The organism is Paenibacillus psychroresistens (assembly GCF_009728935.1).
Taxonomy (GTDB): domain Bacteria; phylum Bacillota; class Bacilli; order Paenibacillales; family NBRC-103111; genus Paenibacillus_AC; species Paenibacillus_AC psychroresistens.
Genome location: NZ_CP034235.1, coordinates 1,236,795 through 1,261,385, shown reverse-complemented (window position 1 = coordinate 1,261,385; position 24,591 = coordinate 1,236,795). Strand labels below are relative to the sequence as shown.

20 protein-coding genes are annotated in these 24,591 nt (G+C 41.2%); 5 read left to right on the top strand and 15 right to left on the bottom strand.

The features are described from left to right. Positions 1 to 142 precede the first annotated feature (142 nt). Positions 143 to 442, bottom strand: coding sequence for a hypothetical protein (locus EHS13_RS05730; RefSeq protein ID WP_155699439.1), 300 nt, complete (start codon positions 440 to 442; stop codon positions 143 to 145). Between the two features lie 158 nt (positions 443 to 600). Between EHS13_RS05730 and EHS13_RS05725 the strand changes: the two genes are divergently transcribed. Further along, positions 601 to 816, top strand: a complete 216-nt coding sequence (locus tag EHS13_RS05725) for a hypothetical protein (protein WP_155699438.1) — start codon at positions 601 to 603, stop codon at positions 814 to 816. 3 nt (positions 817 to 819) lie between these two features. On the opposite strand, the gene EHS13_RS05720 is transcribed toward EHS13_RS05725, so the two are convergent. Both EHS13_RS05720 and xylA read right to left on the bottom strand, forming a co-directional pair. After that, on the bottom strand, positions 820 to 2,619 hold the full coding sequence (locus EHS13_RS05720; protein ID WP_155699437.1) for an ABC transporter ATP-binding protein: 1,800 nt from the start codon (positions 2,617 to 2,619) through the stop codon (positions 820 to 822). Positions 2,620 to 2,813: 194 nt separating this feature from the next. Further along, positions 2,814 to 4,127, bottom strand: a complete 1,314-nt coding sequence (gene xylA, locus EHS13_RS05715) for a xylose isomerase (protein WP_155699436.1) — start codon at positions 4,125 to 4,127, stop codon at positions 2,814 to 2,816. 147 nt (positions 4,128 to 4,274) lie between these two features. Here xylA and EHS13_RS05710 point away from each other — a divergent pair, with 147 nt between their 5' ends. Continuing rightward, entirely contained in the window at positions 4,275 to 5,456 is a 1,182-nt protein-coding gene (locus EHS13_RS05710) for an ROK family transcriptional regulator (protein WP_227013804.1), read from the top strand. Between the two features lie 56 nt (positions 5,457 to 5,512). Next, the gene (locus EHS13_RS05705; RefSeq protein WP_155699434.1) at positions 5,513 to 5,710 is read left to right on the top strand and encodes a hypothetical protein; all 198 of its coding nucleotides are present in this window, start codon (positions 5,513 to 5,515) and stop codon (positions 5,708 to 5,710) included. Here the strand turns inward: EHS13_RS05705 and EHS13_RS05700 are convergent. From EHS13_RS05700 to EHS13_RS05690, 3 genes are all read right to left on the bottom strand, one after another. Beyond that, positions 5,691 to 6,689, bottom strand: a complete 999-nt coding sequence (locus tag EHS13_RS05700; RefSeq protein WP_155699433.1) for a GNAT family N-acetyltransferase — start codon at positions 6,687 to 6,689, stop codon at positions 5,691 to 5,693. The two genes, EHS13_RS05705 and EHS13_RS05700, sit on opposite strands and share 20 nt — an antisense overlap. 346 nt (positions 6,690 to 7,035) lie before the next feature. Then, complete coding sequence (locus EHS13_RS05695; RefSeq protein ID WP_155705234.1) at positions 7,036 to 9,039, bottom strand: glutaminase family protein; 2,004 nt, start codon at positions 9,037 to 9,039, stop codon at positions 7,036 to 7,038. A gap of 126 nt (positions 9,040 to 9,165) precedes the next feature. Continuing rightward, on the bottom strand, positions 9,166 to 10,824 hold the full coding sequence (locus EHS13_RS05690) for a DUF4091 domain-containing protein (RefSeq protein WP_155699432.1): 1,659 nt from the start codon (positions 10,822 to 10,824) through the stop codon (positions 9,166 to 9,168). A 171-nt stretch (positions 10,825 to 10,995) separates the two neighbouring features. On the opposite strand from EHS13_RS05690, the gene ald reads away from it, so the two are divergent. Then, positions 10,996 to 12,117: an alanine dehydrogenase gene (gene ald / locus EHS13_RS05685; protein ID WP_155699431.1), complete on the top strand. Its 1,122-nt coding sequence runs from the start codon at positions 10,996 to 10,998 to the stop codon at positions 12,115 to 12,117. Between the two features lie 177 nt (positions 12,118 to 12,294). On the opposite strand, the gene EHS13_RS05680 is transcribed toward ald, so the two are convergent. The 4 genes from EHS13_RS05680 to EHS13_RS05665 form a co-directional block, all read right to left on the bottom strand. Next, on the bottom strand, positions 12,295 to 12,942 hold the full coding sequence (locus EHS13_RS05680) for a hypothetical protein (protein ID WP_155699430.1): 648 nt from the start codon (positions 12,940 to 12,942) through the stop codon (positions 12,295 to 12,297). Between the two features lie 210 nt (positions 12,943 to 13,152). Continuing rightward, complete coding sequence (locus tag EHS13_RS05675; protein ID WP_155705233.1) at positions 13,153 to 13,917, bottom strand: anti-sigma factor; 765 nt, start codon at positions 13,915 to 13,917, stop codon at positions 13,153 to 13,155. 3 nt (positions 13,918 to 13,920) lie between these two features. Further along, positions 13,921 to 14,487 carry a sigma-70 family RNA polymerase sigma factor gene (locus tag EHS13_RS05670; RefSeq protein WP_155699429.1) on the bottom strand — a complete coding sequence of 189 codons (567 nt, stop codon included), beginning with the start codon at positions 14,485 to 14,487 and terminating at the stop codon, positions 13,921 to 13,923. Positions 14,488 to 14,660: 173 nt separating this feature from the next. Next, positions 14,661 to 16,631: a plastocyanin/azurin family copper-binding protein gene (locus tag EHS13_RS05665; protein ID WP_155699428.1), complete on the bottom strand. Its 1,971-nt coding sequence runs from the start codon at positions 16,629 to 16,631 to the stop codon at positions 14,661 to 14,663. A gap of 151 nt (positions 16,632 to 16,782) precedes the next feature. On the opposite strand from EHS13_RS05665, the gene EHS13_RS05660 reads away from it, so the two are divergent. Beyond that, positions 16,783 to 17,001: a hypothetical protein gene (locus tag EHS13_RS05660; RefSeq protein ID WP_155699427.1), complete on the top strand. Its 219-nt coding sequence runs from the start codon at positions 16,783 to 16,785 to the stop codon at positions 16,999 to 17,001. A gap of 249 nt (positions 17,002 to 17,250) precedes the next feature. Here EHS13_RS05660 and EHS13_RS05655 read toward each other — a convergent pair whose 3' ends face one another. From EHS13_RS05655 to EHS13_RS05635, 5 genes are read right to left on the bottom strand one after another with little or no spacing between them, the layout of a single operon-like run. Continuing rightward, a complete protein-coding gene (locus tag EHS13_RS05655) occupies positions 17,251 to 17,784 on the bottom strand; it encodes an acyltransferase (RefSeq protein WP_155699426.1) in 534 nt (177 codons plus the stop codon). 58 nt (positions 17,785 to 17,842) lie between these two features. Continuing rightward, positions 17,843 to 20,149 (bottom strand): right-handed parallel beta-helix repeat-containing protein, encoded by a 2,307-nt coding sequence (locus EHS13_RS05650; RefSeq protein ID WP_162462973.1) that lies wholly within the window; start codon positions 20,147 to 20,149, stop codon positions 17,843 to 17,845. Positions 20,150 to 20,184: 35 nt separating this feature from the next. Continuing rightward, positions 20,185 to 21,675: a right-handed parallel beta-helix repeat-containing protein gene (locus EHS13_RS05645; RefSeq protein WP_155699424.1), complete on the bottom strand. Its 1,491-nt coding sequence runs from the start codon at positions 21,673 to 21,675 to the stop codon at positions 20,185 to 20,187. Positions 21,676 to 21,692: 17 nt separating this feature from the next. Then, on the bottom strand, positions 21,693 to 23,090 hold the full coding sequence (locus EHS13_RS05640) for a sugar phosphate nucleotidyltransferase (protein ID WP_155699423.1): 1,398 nt from the start codon (positions 23,088 to 23,090) through the stop codon (positions 21,693 to 21,695). A gap of 15 nt (positions 23,091 to 23,105) precedes the next feature. Beyond that, entirely contained in the window at positions 23,106 to 24,569 is a 1,464-nt protein-coding gene (locus EHS13_RS05635) for an MOP flippase family protein (RefSeq protein ID WP_155699422.1), read from the bottom strand. Positions 24,570 to 24,591: the final 22 nt, after the last annotated feature.

Sequence of the window (24,591 nt, the reverse complement as noted above, 5' to 3'; positions counted from 1 at the left end):
TAATAATACAATTATGCAAACAAAGCATCCAACAATTTTACCATTTTTCTACCAATATCACAAAGTATACGGAGTCCTATTTTCAAAAAAACCTCAGCCAGGTATGATACCTAATACTGAGGAAAGATTAACAATAGCAAGCTTAATACGTTAATATAGTATGAAGCAACCTTTCTTTAGCCATCTCGTAATCTATATTTAAATCAAACAACATAATTAAGGGGCGATTGGTAATTAATCGTGTTTTGAGATGCTTAAACAAATTCGGTTTCTCTTCTTTTAGTACTGTGACTATTTCGAGAAAAGGTCTTGGCATATGCTTAGGCAATCGATGTAACGCGCTAAAAAATTCTATGCACTTTTCAACATCCTTGGGGTCATCGCGCAATCCCTCTAGAAAGGTAATTGCATTGAGGTTCTTGTCATTCTTTTTATAAATCATGAATAACACCTCTATTCTTTTTTTCTGACTGATCTAGTATACCATAGTTTGGAAAGATAGCGGTTACACCCGCATTTAAGTATTTTCGCTCGCTTGAAGCCTGGTATTCCATTACAATGGGATTTGTACTTGAACATAATGAGGAAGGAGATACAGCTATGGCCATTAACCGCCGACTAGAAACAGATCAGGACTTTCAAGAAGCTATGGATCGTCAAGCTCCCATTCGTGTATTTCTTAATGATCACATGGTTGATTCAGGTGGAGTTATCACTCGGTTTGATGATCAAATCATTGCCGTTCAAGGCAGTGTCAGCGAGCTTACTTATCATCAGCGGCAGCTTTGTGAGTTTTTTGAAACAAGAAAACGGTGATACTTATAGGGCAGCGTCAGTTCCAGCAACACGAGCAAATTGTGTGCGAAAGAGTCTAGCATATAAGCCTTCACGTGCAAGCAATTCATCATGATTCCCTTCTTCAACGATAATCCCAGCCTCAAGCACAATAATCTTATTAGCAGCAAGCACGGTTGAAAGTCGATGTGCAATGACTAATGTCGTTCGATTGCGCATTAATTCCTCCAGCGCAGCTTGTACATAAGCTTCCGATTCCGAGTCCAAGTGGGATGTAGCTTCATCGAGAATAAGCACACGCGGATTCTTGAGAATAGCGCGGGCAATAGCCAAGCGTTGACGCTCCCCACCGGAAAGCCGGTGTCCCCGCTCTCCGACCATCGTGTCATAACCATCTGGCAATGAAGCTATAAAATCATGAATATAAGCTTGCTTGCACGCATCCTCTAGCTGATCTTGCGAAGCATTATCCACTGCAAACAATAAATTCTCGCGTATGCTGGCATGAAATAAGAATGATTCCTGAGTAACATAGGCTATCTGCTCTCTTAAAGAATCCAGCTTCACCTTTTTAATATCTAGACCATCTATTGTGATATTTCCTTTTGTTGGATCGTATAATCTGGAGATCATACCAATTAACGTTGATTTTCCTGCACCACTTGGCCCAACGAAAGCAACAAGCTCTCCCGCCCCTACAGTAAAAGATACCTCTTTTAATGCATAACGTTCAGGTAGATAGGCAAAGGAAACTTGGTTATAAGCAATCCTGCCTGAAACAATAGGGAGCTGCACCGCATCTGGTGAATCGATAATTTCCGCCTTTAAATCCAAATATTCAAATAGCCTTTGAAAAACTCCTAAAGCCGTTACGGTTTCAACCTGTAAATTTAAGAGAATCGCGATCGGTCCATATAGTCTGCCCACAAAGGCTGCAAAAGCAATAATATCACCTAGAGACATGCTGCTGTTAATGACACTAAAGCCCCCGTACAAATAAATAATTGCCGTTCCCGCAGGCGCTAATACTCCTATAACCATCCCATACCATCGACCGATTAAATTTAAGCGCAGCTCTAACCGCATCACTTCTTCATTTAATTCAGAAAATTTGGTTTCCTGCAGCTTCTCTCTAGCAAATATTCGAGTAAGTAAAGCACCAGAAACTCCAAAAATTTCTCCAAGCTGTGAAGCCATATCCCCTCGAACCTTTTGCGTCTCTAGTCGCAGCTTCTTGCGCGCCGCCGATACTTTACGGACAGGAAGCACAAACATCGGCAGAATAACCATCGATAGTATAGCCAGCTGCCAGTTTAAACGGAATAAAATAAACACCGTCGTCACCACTATGACCATTTGCGTTATCGCATTGACCACAGTTCCTGTTACAACATTCTGTACGGCTTGTACATCCCCAGTTAGTCTCTGAATAACTTCTCCAGAGCGCGACTGTGTAAAAAAAGCCATGGATTGTTTTTGCAAATTACCGAATAAAGCATGCCTTAAATCACGCATGACGCTTTGTCCAACTTTATTATTAAGATGATTTTGCCACACGCTCAGCAATCCGCCAATTAAAGGCAAAGCTACCATCCAGCCCACCAAAATCCACAAAAGTGGTTTATCCGCATTCGGCAGGGCTCGATCAATAATTTCCTTCAAAATCAATGGAGGCCCTATCCCAATAATCGCTGAAGCTAGTGCAAGCCCGAGAATACCAGCCAATAGCCAGCGATAACGTTTAAATAATTGAAAAATACGGGAAAGCTTCACATCTTTTAATTTCGTGGATGCTATAGCAGTCTTGCTTAAAACCTTATTCATTTATTCATCGCCTCTGTATCAATTCCATTTTATCCTTAATTGTAGCTCTAAAAGCCGTATTATAGAAACAGTATCACACAAGTGGCTGCGTTTTCCAACTGGTTTCAAGATCAGTCTAGCTCGTTGGATGTCAAAAATCGCCCATTATCATCGGCTTATTGCAGCCAAGATAATGGGCGATTCTTATTGTGCTTTTATGCGTTTATAATATATTGGTTCAATAAAGCTTTAATTTTCTCTTGTCTGCCGGATTCGTTGCGAATCGGAAGGTTTTGCAAAGCATAAGCTTCTAGAGTTTGAAAAGTCGCTTTTCCGGATACGATTTCTTGTCCGATTCCAGATTGGAATGATTTGTAGCGACTGTCTAGTATATCGTCAAATACACGATCCTCGATCAGCTTGGAAGCAACCTGCAAGCCCCTAGCAAAAGTGTCCATACCGGCAATATGCGCATAGATCAAATCATCTGGTTCGAAGGAAGCACGTCTAACCTTAGCATCAAAGTTAACTCCACCTTTACCAATACCGCCATTTTCCAATACTTCATACATGGCTAACGTTGAAGAGTATAAGTTAGTTGGGAACTCATCCGTATCCCAGCCAAGCAGCTCATCACCTTGGTTTGCATCGATTGATCCCAGCATCCCATGAATCCGTGAAACGCGTAGATCGTGCTCGAAGGTATGTCCTGCCAAAGTCGCATGATTCGCTTCAATGTTCATTTTGAATTTATCGGCTAAGCCGTATGTTTGCAAGAATGAAATAGCTGTTGCTGCATCAAAATCATATTGGTGCTTGGAAGGCTCTTTCGGTTTCGGCTCAATTAGGAATTGCGCATCAAAACCAATTTCCTTGGCATAATCAACAGCCATATGGAGGAATCTGCCTAAGTTATCAAGCTCAAGCTTCATATCTGTGTTCAATAAGGATTCATATCCTTCACGGCCACCCCAGAATACATAGCTCTCAGCTCCAAGCTCTTTACCTGTTTCTAAAGCTTTCTTAACTTGCGCAGCGCCATATGCAAACACATCTGCATTGCTAGTTGTTGCTGCACCGTGAACGAAACGTGGATTCGAGAACATATTAGCTGTATTCCACAGCAGCTTTCTGCCGCTCGTTTTCATGTTTTCTTTAATAATGGCAACAATAGTATCAAGGTTGCGATTGGTTTCCTGTAAAGTGTCGCCTTCTGGAGCAATATCGCGATCATGGAAGCAGAAAAAAGGCAAACTCAGCTTTTCCATTAGCTCAAATGCTGCTTCAACACGTGCTTTAGCTAAATCCATTCCTGTATATTGATCCCAGCCACGAATATTCGTTGGTGCTCCAAAAGGATCTGATCCAGTTCCTGTAAATGCATGCCAATAGGCTATAGAGAATCGCAAATGCTCTTCCATCGTTTTTCCTGCGATGATTTCTTCTGGGTTATAAAATTTAAAAGCCAATGGATTGTTTGAATGCTTACCTTCGAATTGAATCTTTGCTACATTTCCAAAATAGGTCAAGAAAAATCCCTCCATAACGTTCGAATAGATCTATCATAACACCGTTTACATAGTTTGTCTATTCATTAAACTAAGTTTTAAAGCTGTCAAAATGTGCTATAATAAGACACAAATATAGCTAAGCAAGTTGATATGGAGGCACATCGTTTGAAAATCACCGGGGATTTAAATTTAATCAAAAAAATAAACACCTCCATCGTGCTAGATGTTATTGTGCGGCAATATCCTATCTCTCGAGCACGCATTTCAGAGGTTACCGGTCTAACTAAAGCCACTGTCTCTTCATTGGTAAATGATTTAATCGCTTCTCATATGGTAACAGAAAGCGGTATGGGAGAATCGAGCGGCGGACGCAAGCCTGTCATGCTGCTATTCAATAAATGTGCTGGATATGCCATTGGGATTGATCTCGACATCCATTGTATTATAGGTGTTTTAACGGATCTAGAAGGCAATATCGTCGATGAAATACGGATTGATCTTAAGGCATTATCCGTTGATGCTGTAGTTGTAGATCTAAAAACCTGCATTCGCCAGCTAATTGAGCACTCCCCAAAAAGCCCGTATGGCATAATTGGCATTGGCATTGGTGTACCTGGAATGGTGAATGAAGCCGGTACGATCGTTTTCGCACCAAACCTTGCTTGGGAGAATGTTTCAATTCAAGCATTAATTGCAGAAGAATTTAATATTCCAGTCATTATTGATAATGAGGCAAATGCAGGAGCTGTAGGTGAAAAACAATTTGGTGCAGGTAAATCGACCTCTAATATGATTTATGTAAGCTTAGGTGTTGGGATTGGGACGGGCATCATTATTAAAAATGAGCTTTATCGTGGTTTTTCGGGTATTTCCGGGGAAATGGGACATGTCACTATCGAGGCGCACGGTCGCAAATGCAGCTGTGGCAACATCGGCTGCTGGGAGCTTTATGCTTCGGAGAATGCTTTATTGGAGAAAGCAAAGGCATTATCCTTTGCATCAGCGAATCCCCCCCCTTCCATTCAAGAATTAATTCACTTGGCTGAAACAGGAAATCAAGAGGTTATTGAGTTGCTTGTACAGACAGGGCAATATCTTGGCATGGGGATTATTAACATCATGAATACTTTCAACCCTGAATTAATTATCATAGGCAGTCGCCTAACAGCGGCCGAGCCTTGGCTGCTTAAACCCATTCAACAACTGATTGCCGAACGCTCCTTCCCTTATTCTCGTCGAGAAATGCGCATAGAGTTTTCAAGTCTCGGAGCTAAATCTACGGTTCTCGGAGCCGCTTTTTTTGCTATTGCTCACTTTTTTGCAACAACTAAGATTTCCGTTGAATAAGTGATCTGCCGTGTTATAATTACATAATATTACAATTGATTGATGGGGGAATATAAATGGCTTGGGAACGATTGCTAGAGAAGGATCAATTAGAAATTATTATGGATACAGATAAAGGCACAGTCATGCTAGAAACCTCCAGTGGAGGCGCAGTCCCGAGATATGTTACCATTCATATTCAGAATGAACAAGAACTAGATGAGATAATTGCCGCACTCCAAAAAGCAAAGAATCTTATATTGTCACTAAATTAGAATTTAATAGAGTAGGAAACTGCATGCACCAAAAAGCGCCTTTTAGAAAAAATGCCCATTGGATAAGCTTTCCGTTAGCTTTGGAAATTTCGAAATACGGCTTTTGTTCAGCACCAAAGCCTCTGAAGAACTTCTCAATAGGCTCATGCATGCTTCCTTGGAAATCAAAATATTGAGTTACTGTAGATGAGTATTGTATAGCAGTCCATATTAATAAGGATGTAGCGCCACTAGTTCTTAATTTGGGATCTCCGCCGCCCATCAGATAATACGCTGAGTTTTTATCAAAAAGAATATAAATAGCACTATGTATTTGCCCTTTCTCATCTATAGCAAACCAAATTTTCCTACTGTTTTTACTTTGACAAACCTCATCGAAATGCTTAAGAAACTCAAAGGTATAAGGCATTTTCTGTTTCTGTCTATCATATGACTTTTTATTGATAAGATAGAATTTTTCAATATCCGTAGTTTCGATGATTTTTAAAACTTTTTCCGCCTTGCGGATTTCACGCCTTGTACTTTCCTTGAAATTAGCAAACAGCTGCTCTAAATTAGTTATATCTTTGAGCAAATAGGTATATCGAGTGCTTTGTTTAAAGCCTCTCCAGAAAAATGGCGACCAATTGGTTATAGACCAATGAAAATGCTGCACAAAAAAATCAAATTTAGGCAGCTTTTCGATCAGCAATGAGAATAACTCTTTTTCATAAGAAAGCTTGCTTTCATACTTCTGAGCGTTCGGGTATTTCATCCAAATTCCCATACACTGAGTAAATATAGGCATCTTTATAAAATCAAACATATACTTTTTCGTCTTATAATAAGGCAAGCTAGCTATGATTTCTTGGTTCCGCTCAATAGTGACTACATCCCAATTGCTTTCGCCCACAACCGTATCTAACCACCAGTCTTGCGAGAAAATAGGTATGTCTTGATTAATTTTACACAGGTCTCTATAACGACTCTTAGTATTCAACGCTACTCACCCTTATTGTTATTATCTGGATACCTACACGTTTACTATATGATACATTTCGTATCTAGTCAAGTCTAATAATCGGAATAAACGCTACAAAATGTGACAAAGAAAAAAAACCAACTAACCAGTATGCCGTTAGTTGGTTTCTTATAGATAATAGCTTAATTAATCATTAAATCCTGACTTGAGTTCACTATGTATTATTTATTTTAAAACATATATTTGTTATTATTGCTATAATATTTTTTAGTTTTTTATGTCATTCAACTCTCAGCGCTGCGCAATTTCAAAAAACCTCCCTACAGCCTATTAGACCATAAGGAGTTATTACTTTATTTTATAATCAGTGCTTCCATTTATCTTTCAGCAGCTTGATATAAATCCCGCCAACCACACTGCGATGTTGGAAATTCATCTGCCTAGCCTGTTTGGTGTCGTACCAATCCGTAAAAGGTATTCGATCCGGAGTTTCATTCAGCGAATTCCATAACGGTTCGATCAGTTTAACAAAATCAGCTTGTTCAGAAGCAAGCGCTGCTGCCCAGACCAGCCAATCTGATTTGGTGTACGCTTCCCTGCTATCTAACGGCGTTCCATACTTATCTTGATTGTTTAAGTACCAAGCTACTTCCTTGCGCACGATATTCTCATCAAAGATCCGCGTCCCAAATATTACATCCCAAATCAAATTATATTTCAAGCTCCAAGTGCCTTCTTGCCCAAAAGCGAGCTGATAATGATCCTGATCATTAGCCAACTGCTCCCATTTTACAGCCATATCCCTGGCCGCCGCTCTAAAATACTCAGCTTCTTCCACATTCCCCATAAGCTCATGCAGCAACGCAAAGCTAGCAACACCCATAATGGCCTTGATCGATAAATTAGCATTACGCGCCAAGTGGCCAGCAAAATCATCCGTACATAGCTGATTGGCAGGGTCCAATCCATTCACGACTAGATATCCTGCCCATTCGGACAAAAGCTGCCAATTTTCCCGAGCAAAATCAACCTGTTTATCTACCAAGCAAACTGCTGCAGCCATCACCAGCATATTGCCGCATTCTTCAATTGGCATCTGGCCTTCCATGGAATTATCCGCATAAACCTGACCATTAGCCAACGGATATTGACCGACATCATGCGGTGCAAACTCAAAAGACCATGCTTCACTCGCTGCATATTTAAAAATTGGCCTCATCATCCCTCTGACCAATTCCGGATTATAAAGCAAGAACAACGGAATCGAAGGGTAACTCACATCAACCGTCGCTATACAACCATTGCTATAACATTCCTTGGACATAAATAAGAGATTTCCATTCGTGTCTTCCACAAGCTTATGAGCCGCAATAGCTTGTCGATAAGCTAACACTAACAACTCCGCATATTGCTCGCCACCCGCTTTAACACCATCTTCCCAAAGCTGAAAATCGAATGTGTCACAGCGCTTTTTAAGCTCAGTGTACTCCAAGAATGCATCTACTATCATCCGCGAAGCTGTTATACCATTCCTTTTCCAATAGGCTTGCAGCTTATCGCCAAAATATTCGATCGCATACAGATCATCGTAAGCGAGGACAATTAGATGAGAAACTTCGTCCACCCCGACTTCTCCGCAATCCAGAATACATGCCATTACCGGAGTACCCTCTTTGACTGCTCTAGTCATTTCAAATTCTTTAACCCGGCTAACCTCGCCTGTTCTCACAAAATCTTTGCGCATTGCTGCCAGCCCAATATAAGCTTGAGTTTGCGGAGAGCGTTTAATTGCCATGTAAAAATGGCCCCAATCGATCCTTATATCATCACCAGAGCGATTTAATATCTCCTGTTCGGCATGACTCATCTGCAATAAAGTTAGCTCACCCGCTTCACTCTGCTGCCAAACAACCTTCTGATCACTTGAGTTTACACACCATTCACCTGAAACATCAAAATAGATTTTTACTTTATGGGCATTTCCGTCCGTTGATTTAACAGCTAGTGAAACATAAGAAGCAGGCCGAGATAGGAGCTCCAGATCCTCCAAGAGCAGTGGCGTCATAAAACTTACACACATGCTGATTCCTGATTCTTCAAAAGTATATGTACTAGACAACGAAGTAAGCTGCAAATCCACTTGTTTCATCGCTTTAGGCTCCGTATAATAATTCTCGGAATTCGGCTCGACAAAACCCGCAAACCTCCATGGTAAGCCATCAATCATGATCAATCCGGTCAAAGCATTCCGTTTACCGGTCCAATGCCTCGTAAAATCATCACTCAGATTATCAGCCATCGACCATACACTAAAATACGGATCTACCGTTACCAAAGGAACTGCCGGTGGACGCATTGCGGTTCTCATCACTCCATTTTCCCCCTAATGAATTATTATATCGATTCATCGATAATGATAACCATATTAGCTATATTAGTCAATTCAATTTAAGTAGTATAGTAGTGCATTTAGTTCATATCTGGTTGTACCACCTTATGCTTGAAAATCCGCAATTGTCCGATTGATTAGTTCTCTCTTCATCAGCAGCCATTGAGAGCCAGTCGGGTATTTTTTGAATGTTAGTTCTTCCTCAAGATCAGACTCCAATAGCTCTAATACAAGCTTACGCCCAATTAATTCCTCGAGCAACTGCAGCGCCCGTAAATCCTGGAGAGCTTCGAAAAACACTTCCAGCCGAATCGACTCGATAGGTCCCTCATCACCTGGATAGACCAGAAAAGCATCTCCGGATGGGAAGGCATATCCAGCATCCGTAATCTTAAATGGATCAATCGCTTTTAGCGAATATGCGGTATACCAGAAGTTATAGCCCCAATGCAAAAAACCGCTAATTTGAAATTTATAAAGCTGAAAGCCAATAATTCGGTTGCGACTAGATGGCATATTATAAAAACGATTGGATACTTCCTTATATTGTCCGCAGCAATAATAGGTCCATAGCTCTGGAACTCCGTTGTCTAAAAAAGGCTCTATATGATCCAAAGCAGGAATCGGGCGTCTAACCACATCTTGCTCATAGAATGTATAACTCGATAAGGCATCAATTATTGGAAAACCTGCTAAATGCTTTTTAACAATGTTCGCAGCAGTCCGATATGCGTCTACATCAAGCAGCGGTGGTTCGTCTGAAATATGAAAATAACAGCGCTCCGACAGCTGATGCAGCTGGATAAAGGCAACAAGCTCGGGAAGCATTTGATCGAGAAAATGCTTGTATTCCTCTCCTCCGGCATCTGTTTCCCAACCGAATATACGCTTCAATTCTCCATTCACGACAGCCATAACCTTCGGCGCATGCTTAGCTCCCCATTGGGTAAAAAAGTGAGAAAATTCAAAATAAACGACCCCATGACTATTGCACAACTCCACCCAGCGAAGCAGCTTTTTAAACGAAAAAAGGTACTCACCTTTAGCAAGCTGCTCCACATCTATCAATTGTACAGTGGGGCGTTCACCACCAATGGCGGTATCAATTGGCGGGGTGAAGAGCGGAGTTAGAATCATGTTCATTCCGTGTTTAACTGCTGTTTGGAGATATTGATTTACCCTAGTCCAATGCTCTTCACTAAATACCTCTAAACCATAATAGGATGCCAAGCAATCGTTATGAAACCATTCCGTGTGAATTAACTGCTGAAGCGGAAGCTGTTTAGCAATGATATTCAGGGTAAAAACTTCCTTACTTAAAACCTCATTATTATCCTTCATAAATGTAATTTCAATTGTAAAGTTACCTGCCATTGCTGTTTTATCCAGTTCTATCGTGATCCAAATTGATCGCCATTGTCCGGGTAAAGCGACTAATCCACTTACATCTAAAGGGTATAGCGGATCCGGATATAGACCTGGTGTCACACGCAACACATGATCATCATGATCTGAATAACAAGGCATTTCAGAGGGTACAAGACCGACAGTCCGTAGGGTTATAGATGAATAAAGCTCTGATTCGACCTTAACCTTAACTGGGTTGATGTGAATAATAGAACGGTAAGCAATTTGATAAGAGTAGGTTTCACCTTGCAGAGCAGTAGCGTTGTGCCATGACATTGCATTCAGTTCTTCATCGGCAAAAACCTTCTCCAACGAGCTCAAGCATTTAGTCTCGAAATCATTTTTATTCCTCTGCATATTTGTTTCCCGCCTCCAGAATCAGTTCTCATATTCATTATATCTCCTGCTGCAAACCATTTGGTGAAAATCACAATAAAGATCTTGTTTTTTCTCATTTTCAAACAAATACAAAAAGATCAGGTAGCCCTATACTTACTTTTAAGAGTGTAAAATAAAGGGGAGCTAGCTATGATTATCGGGATACCTAAAGAAATAAAGAACAATGAAAACCGTGTGGCCATAACTCCAGCTGGAGTCTATTCCTTTGTTAAAGATGGTCATCAAGTGATTGTAGAGACTAACTCTGGAAGCGGAAGCAGCTTTTCGGACGAAGAATATCAACAATCAGGTGCTCGAATTGCCTATAGCGCTAAAGAAGTTTGGGCAGAATCCGGATTAATTCTCAAAGTGAAGGAGCCTCAACAAACGGAATTTCAGTTTTTTCGTGAAGGCTTGATTCTGTTCACTTATCTTCATTTATCAGCTGAACCCGAATTGACTCGAGCGCTTATGGAATGTAAGGTTACAGCCCTTGCATATGAGACTGTTGAATTGAACCGAACCTTGCCGCTCCTTACCCCAATGAGTGAAGTTGCAGGACGGATGTCTGTTCAAATAGGTGCCCATTTACTAGAAAAACCGAACGGTGGAGCAGGCATCCTACTTGGAGGCGTGCCCGGAGTTAAACGTGGGAAAGTAACGATTATTGGCGGGGGAGTAGTAGGAACGAATGCAGCGAAAATTGCAATTGGATTTGGCGCAGAAGTCACTATCGTAGATTTAAATGCAGACCGGCTTCGCCAGCTAGATGATCAATTCGGCAGTTCAATTAGTACCTTGATCTCCAATCCGGCAAATCTAGCAGAATCCGTAGCTGAGGCTGATCTAGTGATCGGAGCTGTGCTCATACCTGGTGCCAAAGCACCAAAGCTTGTTACCAATGAAGTAATCCAACGAATGCGCCCAGGTTCAGTGATTGTTGATGTAGCTATTGATCAAGGCGGTATTTTTGAAACGATCGATCGGATTACAACGCATGCAAATCCAACCTATGAAAAATACGGAATCATCCATTATGCAGTCGCTAATATGCCAGGGGCTGTACCCCGAACATCGACGATAGCTTTAACTAATGTCACTACGCCTTATGCACTGCTAATTGCTAACGTTGGTTTGAGACAAGCTTTAATAAATAGCTTACCACTCCAATCCGGCCTAAATGTTGCCACCGGTTCAATCACTTACAAGGCTATCGCCGATGAGTTCGGATATGACTATAAACCCGTTGAGAAAGTGCTTGAGACACTGTAAAAGCAGATTGTCAGGGCCGTTAGGGCAATTGAAATTGCCCAACGGCTATTAATGTTTAATTTAATCTTTAATATCATAGTTAAATGCTCTTAGCAATGTCCTATAGGTGGATATGCCTGTAAATACCGATGAGGCTACGGCTACTATTAAGCTAGTCTTCCATCGCAGCCACCTTCTTTATTTATCTAAACTAACAAATCCAGCAACGTTATAAGCAGGTTTCTGTGGTAACCGTTGAAGGGTTATATCTTTTAGCTTTAAGCGTATCTCCCCTTTTTCACTGCCCTTCAAAGCCTTTTGCAGCTCATCCTGATTACCTCCAACTCCTAAATTAATGCTGAATTTCTTGCCGTTTATTGTATCTGTGTCCAACCACATATAAGGACCCATTGGATCATCTTGAGACACAGTAAACTTGCCTGTTACATCAACGGTTTCTGCAAATGAGACAATGTAAGACCCCGGACCAAATGTACTCACTTCAATGGTTTTTACTTTCATTCCCAAAATGACGTCACCTTGCTTAATCTTTCTTGGATCAAAATATTTGAGCTCACCTGGGCATTGAGTGTTTGCTTCACTACAAATTAAATAGAGAAGGTCTTCATAATCTCTGGTCAAAGAATCTATGTATTGTTGTTTATCCTTGGTTTGCTGCTGCGCTTCTGTTGTCGCATTCTGCTTAGCCTCCAAATCAGCCTTAATAGCTTCGAGTTGTATATTCAGACTTACAATATCTTGCTCAGCTTTTTTAGCCGATTGATCCCCCTTACAGCCAGAAACTATAAGCAAACTAGCTATTACCAAACATAATGTATATCTCATCGTTCCACCTCCTTCTCAAATTTAAAAATAAATGATCTAACCACTTGTTGAATTATACCATAATATGGATGGCACGAAGGGCAGTACTTAAGGGCAAGCGAGCATTATAAGAACAAGGCATAACTTCCTAGACACAAAAAAATAAGCCATCCGAAGAGGGCTTACCGAGATTTTCATGTTGCTGGATCCATGTTGATGTATTCATGCTAATTAAGTCCCTAAAACCTTTTTCCCTCTTGGCGCATCTCCGTTTGCATCTGGCTCTAAGGTTACTCCAACTGCATCGAAGTTTGCGTATTTGGCATTAATGTTATAGGTCAAGACTCCGTTACCTTGATCATCCACATTCATCGTGCCGCAATTATAACGTTTTTTGGTTTTAGGATCGTTGGCATTCTTCACTAACCACACCTGGTAAGTCTCTTTCCCATTGGTCTTCTTCAGACCCTTAAGGTTAACCACAACATTGTTGGTATCACCATGCTTCAGCACCCAAACTGTCCCTTTGGCGGATGGCAACGAATCACCAAAAGCCTTTAATTCGAAGGTCCGCAGCACTTCAGCAGGTTGATTGAGCAAGCTGCCTGCAGAATCAGTTGGTTTCTTAACAAATGTACTGCTCCATAAGCCACCAATTATCACTCCAATAACGATTGCCGCAACCCATCCGAATTTAGCAAAGTAGCTTCGCATTGCTCTTGGCTTTTGCTGCAGCCTACTCTTCTTGAGCTGGGCTTTATCTACCGGCAGAGCATGAATAGCCTGCATAACTTCATTCTTCAAATCAGCCGGAGCTTCTAGCTCATCCATTTCAAAAGGCAGGGCATCCCATACCAAGCGCAATTGCTGCAGCTCATCTCTGCATGAAGTACAGCTTCGCAGATGTCGTTCGAAAGCCGCTCGCTCAAACTCAGAGCATTCTCCGGTCATATAGCTAATTAAATTCTCGCACTCTTTTGTTTCATGCTCTTGCATGGGTCAACCCTCCTTAAGTGAAGATAGATGTTTGCGTAAAATCAATAAACATTGATGTAATCGGCTTTTGATCGTGCCAAGCGGTTCATTATTCTTAATAGAAATCTCGCTTAACGTGAAGCCCTTCCAATATAATAGCTCCAGTAATTGGATCTGGCTTTGTGTTAAATAGCGATATGCCTCTTTAATTTCCTGCCCTATCCATTTACGGGCTAATTCCGCTTCTGGATCATTTCCGTTGGCATCTGTTATTCGTTCCCATTCTTGAGGTTCCATACGAACGACTACATCTTGTTTACGCTGTTTACGAATATAATCAATAGTTATGTTACGAGTTATCGTAAGCATCCAATTTACAAATTTGCCTTGCTTGGCATCATACCCTTTTTCGGTAACCCATAGTCGCATGAATACCTGCTGTACTATTTCCCTAGCCGCTTGTTCATCTTGAATTGACTTCATCGCAAAAGAATACACCAGGTTTACATAACGATCGTAAAGCTCATCCAGCGCAGATTGCTGCTTAGTTAAGACCAACTGCATCAATTCTCCATCCGTTCGATTCACCATATACAGGCCACTCCTTGAGTCGCTAACGACCCATTCATAATAGTTAACGTGATAAAATAGGTTTCAGTTCAATGTGTCTTCAACTATTATATACGAAAAGTCCGAACACCGCTGTAATTTCACAGCGGGTTCGGACCCGAGTTGCCATTTTCATATAAAGCTTGAGATCTTAATTATTTAACGATGATTTTTGCAGTCATATGCTCTTTATGCGGAAGACAGAAATAATCAAATTCGCCAGCTTTGGTGAATGTAAACGAACCGGACTCTCCTTGCTTCAACAAAGGCAGCTTAAATGATCCATCTACTGCCTGCGCATTATGCTCGGTGTCATCTTTATTAGTCCATGTAACGGTAGAGCCTACTTCAATAGTCAAAACAGCCTCTGAGAAAGCAAAGTTCGAGATGTCGATTTTGTAAGTTTTACCCACTGCAGCTACAGGAGCAACAGCAGTAGTTCCTGTGAATTTCGCAGGATCAACTACAAACCAAACCTTGCCAACATCCTGCCCCAACGTATCTCCGCTTTTAACATCTTTAATCCAGTAGTATAAAGGGAAGCCTTTAAATGTAGTTTGTTTGGCACCGTCAGCGCGTGTAATTGTAGCGAAATCTTCCGCTTTCAAGCCCGCTGGAACAGTGATGGTTTCCGCGTAGAAAGCAGGCCAATTAACCAAGCATGGTCCCGCACAATTGCTTACATCCTTCGTATCCTTATCAAAATAATAAAGCGACATGCCTTTAGCATCTGTTAAATAATTGCCCAGAGCAGCGCTAGTAGAAACAGTTATTGAAGTTGGAACAGGTGGAATAGCAGTTGTTCCACTGAATTTCGCAGGATCAACCACAAACCAAACCTTACCTACATCCTGCCCTAAAGTATCGCCGCGTTTAACATCACTAACCCAATAATACAATGGAAAACCTTTGAACGTGGTTTGTTTGGCACCGTCAGTACGAGTGATTGTACCAAAGTCTTCTGCCTTCAAGCCCATTGGAACAGAGATATGCTCCGCATAGAACAACGGCCACTTAGCCAAACATTCTCCAGTACAATTGCTTACACCTTTTGTATCCTTATCAAAATAATAAAGCGAAATGCCCTTAGCATCTGTTAAATAATTACCAAGAGTAGCACTAGTACCAATGGCTAGAGTGGACGGTGATTGAATCACATACCAGATCTTACCTACAGCATCACCCAGTGTGTCACCAGCTTTAGTATCCTTGGCAAAGTAGTATAACGGCCAGCCTTTATATGTAGATTGCATAGCTCCATCAGTGCGTGTGAATGAACCAAAATCAGTTGCATTCAGTCCTGCTGGTACGATTAGTTTCTCGGCGTAGTAAACAGGCCAATTTGTAAGACATCCACCGACACATGAATTTACATCCGCTGCATCTTTAGTAAAGTAATACAAAGTCATACCCTTTTCATCTGTAAAAATCGAATATGTCGCATCAGTCACGCTTTTCAGTTCAAGCTTAGTGTACTGCAGTGCAGCCAGCTTACTCGCATCGATTACCTTAGCATCGGATAAAGTAGCTGCTAAAGTTTTTCCGCCTTCATGCATCGTTGCTTTTAAAGCCTCAATTGTAGCTGTTGCTACATGGATATTCATAAACATCGAAACGTTGGCTGCTTTCGATAGACCTTTATCTGCTGCGACCGTAATTACGTCAGCATATTCAAAGTCCATACCTTGCATATATCCAAGTGCCTCGAGCATAACCTTATAGTATTGCTGAGCTGTAATTCCGGACAATGGATCAAATGCACCATTACCTGATCCCTGCCAGCCTAGCTGAGGATTTGCTTTTAAGTAAGCTAGAATGTTCTGGCCTTCCGCCCACACGAGCTTAGCATCTGAGAAATTAGCTGTTCCCTTGAACGCTGCTGCATCCGCTTCCAAACCTTTTAGACGTAAGAACATGATAGCTGCTTGAATACGAGTTGTTTCTTTGTTCAGATATTCATCGGTAAGTCCATTGCCATCACCAATTAGGATCCCGAGATCAGCCACAACCTGCGTTTCTGATGTAACTACCTGCTCTCCAGCTGCAAAAACCGTTAACGCGGAAACAACCATAACTATTACAAAAAGTGCTGCTGAGGTTAATCCTAATTTCTTGAAAATGTTCATTCTTTCAACTCTCCTCCTCGATTTCGATTGCGCTTTTTTGAGCGCCTACTTAAGTTAACGTAATCGAAAGTGGAGAGGTTTGTTTATTTATTATTATTCTGTAACTATTTGTTCGGAAACCGTGTCTTGTAATATATAGGAGGTGAATGGAATGAAAATGATTCCGATAAAATCCAAGGAATTTATTGCAATGGGCTACAATGAAGAAGAAAGCGCAATCTATGTGGAAGACAAACAGGAAATCACACGAGTATTTGCCAATAAATCCAAAGATGAATTTGAACAATTCTACAGCTCTAAGCAGCATGATTACTTCTATCTATATGTGTTGAGAAGCTTGCAGCACAAAATTGTTCAAGTGACTACATAACCTCATTTCTTTTTTTAAATGATTAAATCAATTTTTTCATGCACAGGCAAATTCAAAATCAACTTTCGCTAATGCATCACGATGGCGAATAATATACTATTTTCGATCAGCTTCGCAGCAACCTGCAAACTCTAGCGAAAGTGTCCATTCCCGCGATATGCACATAGATCAGATCATAAAGAACTCATAAAGAACCCCTTCGTTTAGAAGAGGTTCTTTATGACGTTAAAGCTGATAATAAAAGGAGAATTACTTTACAGACACTCCTCTCCATATAGGTTCATTTAGGTTTTTAATACGTTTTGCTGGAACTCCAGCATATAAGCCATCTTGCTCACAGTCTGAAGTAACTACTGCACCAGCTGCAATGACGCAACCTTTTTCAACTCTGACGCCTGGCATAATATTAGCTCTTGCTCCAATCCATGTCCCATCTCCAATATAAATAGGCTTAGATTCAAATTCCCCACATCTTTGATGTGACTCACCTATTTTATGAGAAGCTGTACAAAACATGACTTCTGGACCAATATAAACATTCTCTCCAATATTAATACCACCCGTATTGTAAAAGTAGCATCCTTTATTGATGAATGATCCATTCCCAATGTTCACTTTATTGCTGTAAAAGAATATTTTTGGTCTAAGTACACATTCATCTATTTTGAGACCAAAAATCTTGTATACAATCTTTCTGAAGCGATTATGAAGAAGGTAAGATCCACCAAAAATATTAACAAAAAAATTCCATAACGGATTTAGATAATCAATATCCCTATTCATTCTATCACCTCCACTCAAAATCTCGATACATTTTGTATTTACTTTTCCGAATAAATGGTTATGGCTTGCATTGAATAAGCTCAGCTTGCTTGGTTCCACTACTCGTATTATCCGTAAAAACCAAATTTTTGCATGAACCGAGCAGCTGATAAGGTCTCTCCACTAACGAGGGTACACGGGTGTCAATCGATTTGTTATCGGTGATCTGTGCATCATTAATATCGATTAACTTGAGATTATCAATCAGATTATAGTTCAATGCATTATTGTTAACCAACGCATTATTAAGGACGACTAACCCTTTTCTCCCACTGGAATAGATGCCGTATTTGCCATTTAGCTCCAGTCGATTGCCCTCAAGGATTACCTCATTGGCATCCACCTGAATACCGGTTTCCGCATTCTTCAATATGCGATTAAAACGAATGATGGTTTTGTCAGCCGAAACTCCAATCCCTCTAAAAACACCATTTTGAATCAGATTACTTTTGATCGAGGTGCCAAATGTGTTTGATGCCACCTCGATTCCAAATTCATTTCCACGTTGCAAGGCATAACTCCCCGCTCCAGTAATGGTATTATCCTCAATGTTCGTGTTATAAGACGGAAACGTATTGTAATTTCGATCCTGATCCACTAAAATCCCGCTTGAAGATGTCCCTTCAATTGTATTAGCAAAAATATTGACGTTTTTACCGCCGACATGTGCAATCCCACGGGCTCTTGAATTTTTAATATGGTTGCTGACAATGTTGATCTTATATGCATAATTCACTCCACTTACGTAACTAACTACGGCGATTGCGTCATCGCCTGTATTCTCAAGAGTATTATTAGTAATATTTATATTGTTAGCACCGTTTGTGATATGAATTCCGTCTGCAAGTGAATTCTTAATGGAATTATCACGAATTATTCCTTGTGTGATGTCCCCGCGTACCATAATCCCTTTTGCATTTCCGAGTACTTTTTCAATTAGAAAATCCGTCGATTTACCTGCAACATATATTCCCTCATCTGAATCATTTCGCAAAACCCCGGATAATCCTAGCGAAACCTGAAGATTGCGCACAACACTGTGCTTGGCATTCTTGATTGTAATTACTCTTTGCGGATGTACCATTAAGCGCAACTCTGCCTCCCAGCCAACCCCTTCAAGTGTAATATTATCATGCTCCACCATAATCGTATTTTTGAGGATATAGACTCCTTTTGGAAAATAAACCGTAGCGCCACCTAGCTCGCCCGCTTTATTCACAGCCGCTTGGATCGCAGCCGTGTCGTCCTTCACCCCGTTACCAGCCGCACCAAAATCCTTCACTTGCAAGTATTTTGCTGGTAAAGCTGTTACCGTCGGTGCTGCAGCAATAGCCTTTAGTGGGGTAGAGTTCACTGCATGCCACTCATTATCTACACCTTGCCCAGTGATATCTCCACGCTTAAGATCATGGACTCCATAATAGAGTGGGTAGCCTTTATAGGTGGTTTGTTTAATCCCATCTGCACGTTTAAAAGCGCCAAAATCCTTCACATCCAGATCAGCTGGAATTAGCAGCTTGTCCGCATAGAACACCGGCCAATTCTTTAAGCAACCTGCATCACAAGCATTCATTTGGGTTGCATTCTTCTTTGTATAATAGAGCGTCAAACCTTGAGCATCCGTTAGAAAACTACCGACTGAAGCGCTCGTCTGCCATTCAATACGGCTGTAATGCAATGGCTCTAATCTACTCGCATCCAGCTTAATTGCTTCCGTTAGCTGAACCGCTAAAGTCTGGGGTGCATCATGGACTTGCGCGTTCAACGCTTCCAGCGTAGCTGTCGCTACATTAGCATTGCTAAACGGTTGATTGTTCGCGACCCGAGATAAACCATGTGTACCTGCAAATTGCAGGACATTCACATAGTCATAATCGACATCTTGCTTATACCCCAATGTTTCAAGCATGACCTTATAATATTGCTGAGCTGTGATTGTCGCTTGTGGATCAAAGGTATTGTTGCCCAATCCCAACCAACCGAATTGGGGATTCGCTTTCACATAGCCAAGGATCTTCTGACCATCCGCCCAAACCAGCTTAGCATCATCGAAATTGACCGTTCCAGTGTACTTTAAGGCCTCTGCTTCCAAACCCTTTAATCGGAGGAACAGAATAACACTTTGAATGCGCGTTGTTGGTTTTTGCAGGTATTCAGTGGTTAACCCCTTGCCATCTCCAATTAATATACCTAAATCAGCTACAACTTGAGCTTCTGATTTCACATGTATATCATCTGCTGCCGCAGCTTGAAAAAACAAGATAGTACTTATCGCCATAAGTAAGATAAGGCTTGGAAATATCGATAATCGAATACCTTTTTTCATAGCTGCCTCCCTTGATATAATTGCTTGTTTCTTTATTATTTGGTGCATCGCAGCGAGGTGTTTTCCTGCTCCCCTTTACTGATATTCTCATCAAAAATTAGTTTTTTGCAGGAGCCTGTTACTTCATAGGAGCGTTCAATTAACGCCGGACTTCTTGTATCCACGGAGGTATTCCTGCTTATTTCTGTATTATCACTATCCAATACCATCATGTTATCAATCGCCTTCTGCCCTAGTGAATTGTTATTAGTCCATGTATTATCAATAATTTTCAAGCCCTGTTTTCCCTTGATATATACCCCGTACTTGCCGTTAAGCTCGACTTGATTACCTTCTAATAGGACCTCATCGGCATCAATTTGGATACCTGATTCACCATTGCGCAGGATTTGATTAAAACGTACTTTCGTATTTTTCGCACCAATGCTCAACCCTCTAAAAACACCATCTTGGATAATATTGTGCTCAATCGTTACATAAAATGTGCCTTCTGAAATCTCAATCCCAAATTGATTGCCCCGTTTAACGCCATAGGTGCCTGCATGAGAGATGGTATTATCTTTTATCGAGGTATTGTAGGATGGGTGCGTATGAAAATGAAGATCTTGATCAACCAGAATACCGCTGGAGGAAGTCCCGTCAATCGTATTGCTCCAAATACTTACATCATCTCCACCTACATGGGCGATCCCTCTAGCTTTGGAATTTGTAATTTGGTTGCCGCTGATTTTAATATGATGGACAAGCTTTTGATTAGTTTCATAGCTGACTACAGCAATTGCATCATCCCCGGTATTCTCGAGAATATTGTCAAGGATTTCAATGGAGTCAGCCCCATTTGTTATATGTATGCCATCTGCAAGTGTATCGCGAATCGTATTGGAGCGAATCACACCTTGACTCATTTCGCCACGAACCATGATTCCTTTGCCATTTCCTAAGATATTCTCAATTAAAAACCCATTAGATTTTCCCGTAACATAAATACCTTCATCTTGATCATTGCGCTCAACTCCTGTGACCCCCAAAGAGACTTGAAGATTACGGATGATGCAAGCTTCAGCATCCTGGATGGTGATTACTCGCTCGGGGTGAGTGATTAAACGCAGTTCCGTTTCCCATCCAGCCCCTTCAAGTGTGATATGATCTCCACGCACCACTAAGGAATCCTTAAGTATATAAATCCCCTTGGGCAAATAAACCTTGCCTCCACCTTGCTCACTCGCTTCGTCAATCGCCGCTTGAATCGCTTCCGTATCATCCTTAACTCCATTGCCAACAGCACCAAAATCAGTAACCTGCAGGGTTTTTAATGCTATTTCAGAAGCAGCTTGCTGCTTCTGCTCGAAACGTAAAATCAAGCTTTGATTATCGACAGGCTTTGATTTAGGTTTCACTTCTAATAAAATCGATTCATTGGCGATTGGTGACATCTCACTGATTTGGCCATAAAACCAACGGGCGGTGAATAAGATTAATCCTAATAAAATCAATAAAAGAAACAGATTGCGATTTTTGCTTGCCATTGGATGCTCACCTGCGCCTATGCTTTTTTCGATAAGGAATGATTGAGGCTATGCGCCACAATATCATCCCATTCCATATAAATCCGGACATGATCCTCTTCAACAAGCTCCGTGCCTGTTTGTACTTCGATAACATCCATATCCGTCGTGGCTAGAACAGCATGTATTGCCCCTTGCGGAATCGCCAGCACATCCCCTTCCTTGATCGGATAGAATATACCATCCAAGACAAACTCACCAGAGCCAGAAATGATCGTCCAAACCTCACTTCTTTTGAAATGCATTTGGTAGCTTTGGTTCTTACCTTGGAAGATATGGACCCGCTTCGTCATGACTTCTTGTTTCTCCTCGGAACGGGTATAATCCAAAACTCGATACCAGCCCCATCTGCGCTCTTCATACATCGGCCGCTGCTCCATATGTTTCATGACATCTTTGATCCGCGGACTCGCTGCTTTATCCGTTACCAGAATTCCATCTGAGCTGGCAACAACGGCTACATTGGATAAACCAAGCACTGTAATCGGCATCGGAAGCTCATTGATTAAATGGGTATTCTCGCATTCTACCCCAATAATTCCCTTACCAATTAAATGCTCATGCATTTCCTCGGTCAAAGTATTCCAGGTCCCCAGATCCTTCCAACCACCTTCATATGGAGCGACGATGATATGTCTGGCTTGCTCAACAATTTCATAATCAAAGCTGATTTTCGGCAGAAATTCATACTGCTGGAGCAAGGCTTCATACTGGATCGGATACCCTCTTATCTGCAATTGATTGATGATATAATCTAGTTTAAAGGCAAAAACACCGCAATTCCACAATGCTTGCTGGCGTATGAGTACTTCGGCTTGCGACTCATTTGGTTTTTCACGAAAGTGATTGACTCTCGTATAGGATACGGCTGCTTGATCTCCTAACGTTAGCTCAGGTACGATATAGCCATATTTTTCCGAAGGGTAGGTAGGTTTAACACCAATTAGAGCCAAGTCAGCTCCTGAGGACAAAACCATTTCTTCCAGCTCTTTAATTTTATCGAAGAAAGTCAGCTCTACATAAGGATCCACAGGGAGAATGGTAATTACCTCTTGTAAGGAAACACCTACTATGGAATAGAGATAAGTTGCAGCAAGAGCAATTGCAGGAAAGGTATCCCGTCGCTCTGGTTCAACTATAATCTTAGCGCGCTGACTCAATTGACTATTCAACAAATCAAGCTGTGATTTCCCCGTTGCTACATAAGCGGATTCTATAAGCCCAGATACCTCCAGCTGCCTCCAAACCCGCTGAACCATCGATTCCATAGCTCCCTCTGGATCAGTCAACACCTTTAAAAATTGCTTCGAGCGTGCATCATTGGATAACGGCCAAAGTCTTTTCCCTGAACCACCGGATAACAGTAACAATTTCATAGCATTCACTCTCCTTCAATTTCCTTTGTTTATAGCTATTTTTTTAATACTCTGTAGCACTTGCCTATTGAAAAAGTAAATGATGCCTCCATATAATAAAACTCCGCCCACCACTTGAATGGCTAAATGGTATTGCTGCTCCTGCGGAATCGATATTAAATCGAACAAATAATTAATACCCAGTACACCTAAACACATCAATAGACTACAACCGATGCTAGGTGCTAAATTGCCGACATACTGCCAAAAGCAGGGTCCCAGAACACTTCTTACCGTGTATAGATAATGTACAAAGAAAATCAAAACCTGCACACTCAGATAAGCAACAGTTACTCCCTTTATTCCACCAATCATTGCCCCCGCGGTTAGTGCTGGTAGCTGTAGTAGCATGCTGATCACAGTAAATTTAAAGACTATATCTGCTCTGCCTTTGGCTTGCAGCAATGGCTGCATGGGCATAACGATGGTACGAATGAATACCATTGCCGCCAGAACCTGGATCAAAGGTATGCTGGGACCCCACTTCTCGCCAAACAGAAACGGGACCAGATAAGGAGCTACGACTATCAAGCCAAAATAAATTGGAGCATTCACATAGCTGACCATGCCAATTAATTGCAGGTAGCTTTTACGCAGTAAGCCAAGCTGGTCTTGGATCTTTGCAAAGATGGGGAGAGAAACTTGTGAGATCAGAGGGAATATTTTCTGGAAGGGCATGACGCATAATTGAAAAGCAAAGGTGTAATAGCCTAGCTTCTCAGCGCCAAGCAAGCGCCCAATGATCAAATAATCGAAATTGGAGATTAACATTTGTAGAGAACTAGCGCCTAATTGATACATACCGTATCTGATAAACCCTTTTAAATCCGCCCAAGCAAAATGTAATTTAGGCCTCCAGATACGCCAGCCCAGTACAGTCAAGCAGATAGATTTAAACGCAGCATTAGCTAAATAAGACCATACTAAAGCATAGACTCCATAGCCATAATAGGCTCCGAAGAAAACCACTAAGAACCCAATTAGATAAGAAATAATATCAATTTTGGCAATCTGTTTAAACTTCAGTTCCTTCTGAAACAGCACTTGAGATTGCTGGCCAAAAGCAGGTATTAAACAGATCCAGCACATCCAATGCATCAAATCTATCAGCTGCGGCTCTTGATAGAACAACGCTACATAAGGGGCAGAAAACCAGACTAATGTACAAACAAACGCACTTGTAACCAAATTCACTATATACAAGCTGGATAGCTGATTCTTAGTGACCTGCTGCCGGTGAATAATCGCATTGGAAATCCCCATATCCCCCAAAGTAGCAGCAAAGCCAATGACAACCATAATCATCCCAATCAAGCCATAGTCCGAGGGCTTCAGCATCCTTGAAATCGTGATGAGCTGAGTAACCTGGATCACAATGGAGAATAAGGTTCCCATACTCGACCATTTCATGGCTGTAATACCTTTAATTTTTAAAGACATAACGTGCCTCCACGACTAAAAT

What these genes read in the sequence shown, in the direction of transcription:
- EHS13_RS05645 (WP_155699424.1), bottom strand. Translation starts at nt 21,675, where the DNA reads ATGGCAAGCAAAAATCGCAATCTGTTTCTTTTATTGATTTTATTAGGA.
- EHS13_RS05665 (WP_155699428.1), bottom strand. Translation starts at nt 16,631, where the DNA reads ATGAACATTTTCAAGAAATTAGGATTAACCTCAGCAGCACTTTTTGTA.
- EHS13_RS05675 (WP_155705233.1), bottom strand. Translation starts at nt 13,917, where the DNA reads ATGCAAGAGCATGAAACAAAAGAGTGCGAGAATTTAATTAGCTATATG.
- EHS13_RS05705 (WP_155699434.1), top strand. Translation starts at nt 5,513, where the DNA reads ATGGCTTGGGAACGATTGCTAGAGAAGGATCAATTAGAAATTATTATG.
- EHS13_RS05730 (WP_155699439.1), bottom strand. Translation starts at nt 442, where the DNA reads ATGATTTATAAAAAGAATGACAAGAACCTCAATGCAATTACCTTTCTA.
- EHS13_RS05720 (WP_155699437.1), bottom strand. Translation starts at nt 2,619, where the DNA reads ATGAATAAGGTTTTAAGCAAGACTGCTATAGCATCCACGAAATTAAAA.
- EHS13_RS05660 (WP_155699427.1), top strand. Translation starts at nt 16,783, where the DNA reads ATGAAAATGATTCCGATAAAATCCAAGGAATTTATTGCAATGGGCTAC.
- EHS13_RS05650 (WP_162462973.1), bottom strand. Translation starts at nt 20,149, where the DNA reads ATGAAAAAAGGTATTCGATTATCGATATTTCCAAGCCTTATCTTACTT.
- EHS13_RS05670 (WP_155699429.1), bottom strand. Translation starts at nt 14,487, where the DNA reads ATGGTGAATCGAACGGATGGAGAATTGATGCAGTTGGTCTTAACTAAG.
- EHS13_RS05655 (WP_155699426.1), bottom strand. Translation starts at nt 17,784, where the DNA reads ATGAATAGGGATATTGATTATCTAAATCCGTTATGGAATTTTTTTGTT.
- EHS13_RS05725 (WP_155699438.1), top strand. Translation starts at nt 601, where the DNA reads ATGGCCATTAACCGCCGACTAGAAACAGATCAGGACTTTCAAGAAGCT.
- EHS13_RS05695 (WP_155705234.1), bottom strand. Translation starts at nt 9,039, where the DNA reads ATGAGAACCGCAATGCGTCCACCGGCAGTTCCTTTGGTAACGGTAGAT.
- ald (WP_155699431.1), top strand. Translation starts at nt 10,996, where the DNA reads ATGATTATCGGGATACCTAAAGAAATAAAGAACAATGAAAACCGTGTG.
- EHS13_RS05680 (WP_155699430.1), bottom strand. Translation starts at nt 12,942, where the DNA reads ATGAGATATACATTATGTTTGGTAATAGCTAGTTTGCTTATAGTTTCT.
- EHS13_RS05640 (WP_155699423.1), bottom strand. Translation starts at nt 23,090, where the DNA reads ATGAAATTGTTACTGTTATCCGGTGGTTCAGGGAAAAGACTTTGGCCG.
- EHS13_RS05635 (WP_155699422.1), bottom strand. Translation starts at nt 24,569, where the DNA reads ATGTCTTTAAAAATTAAAGGTATTACAGCCATGAAATGGTCGAGTATG.
- EHS13_RS05690 (WP_155699432.1), bottom strand. Translation starts at nt 10,824, where the DNA reads ATGCAGAGGAATAAAAATGATTTCGAGACTAAATGCTTGAGCTCGTTG.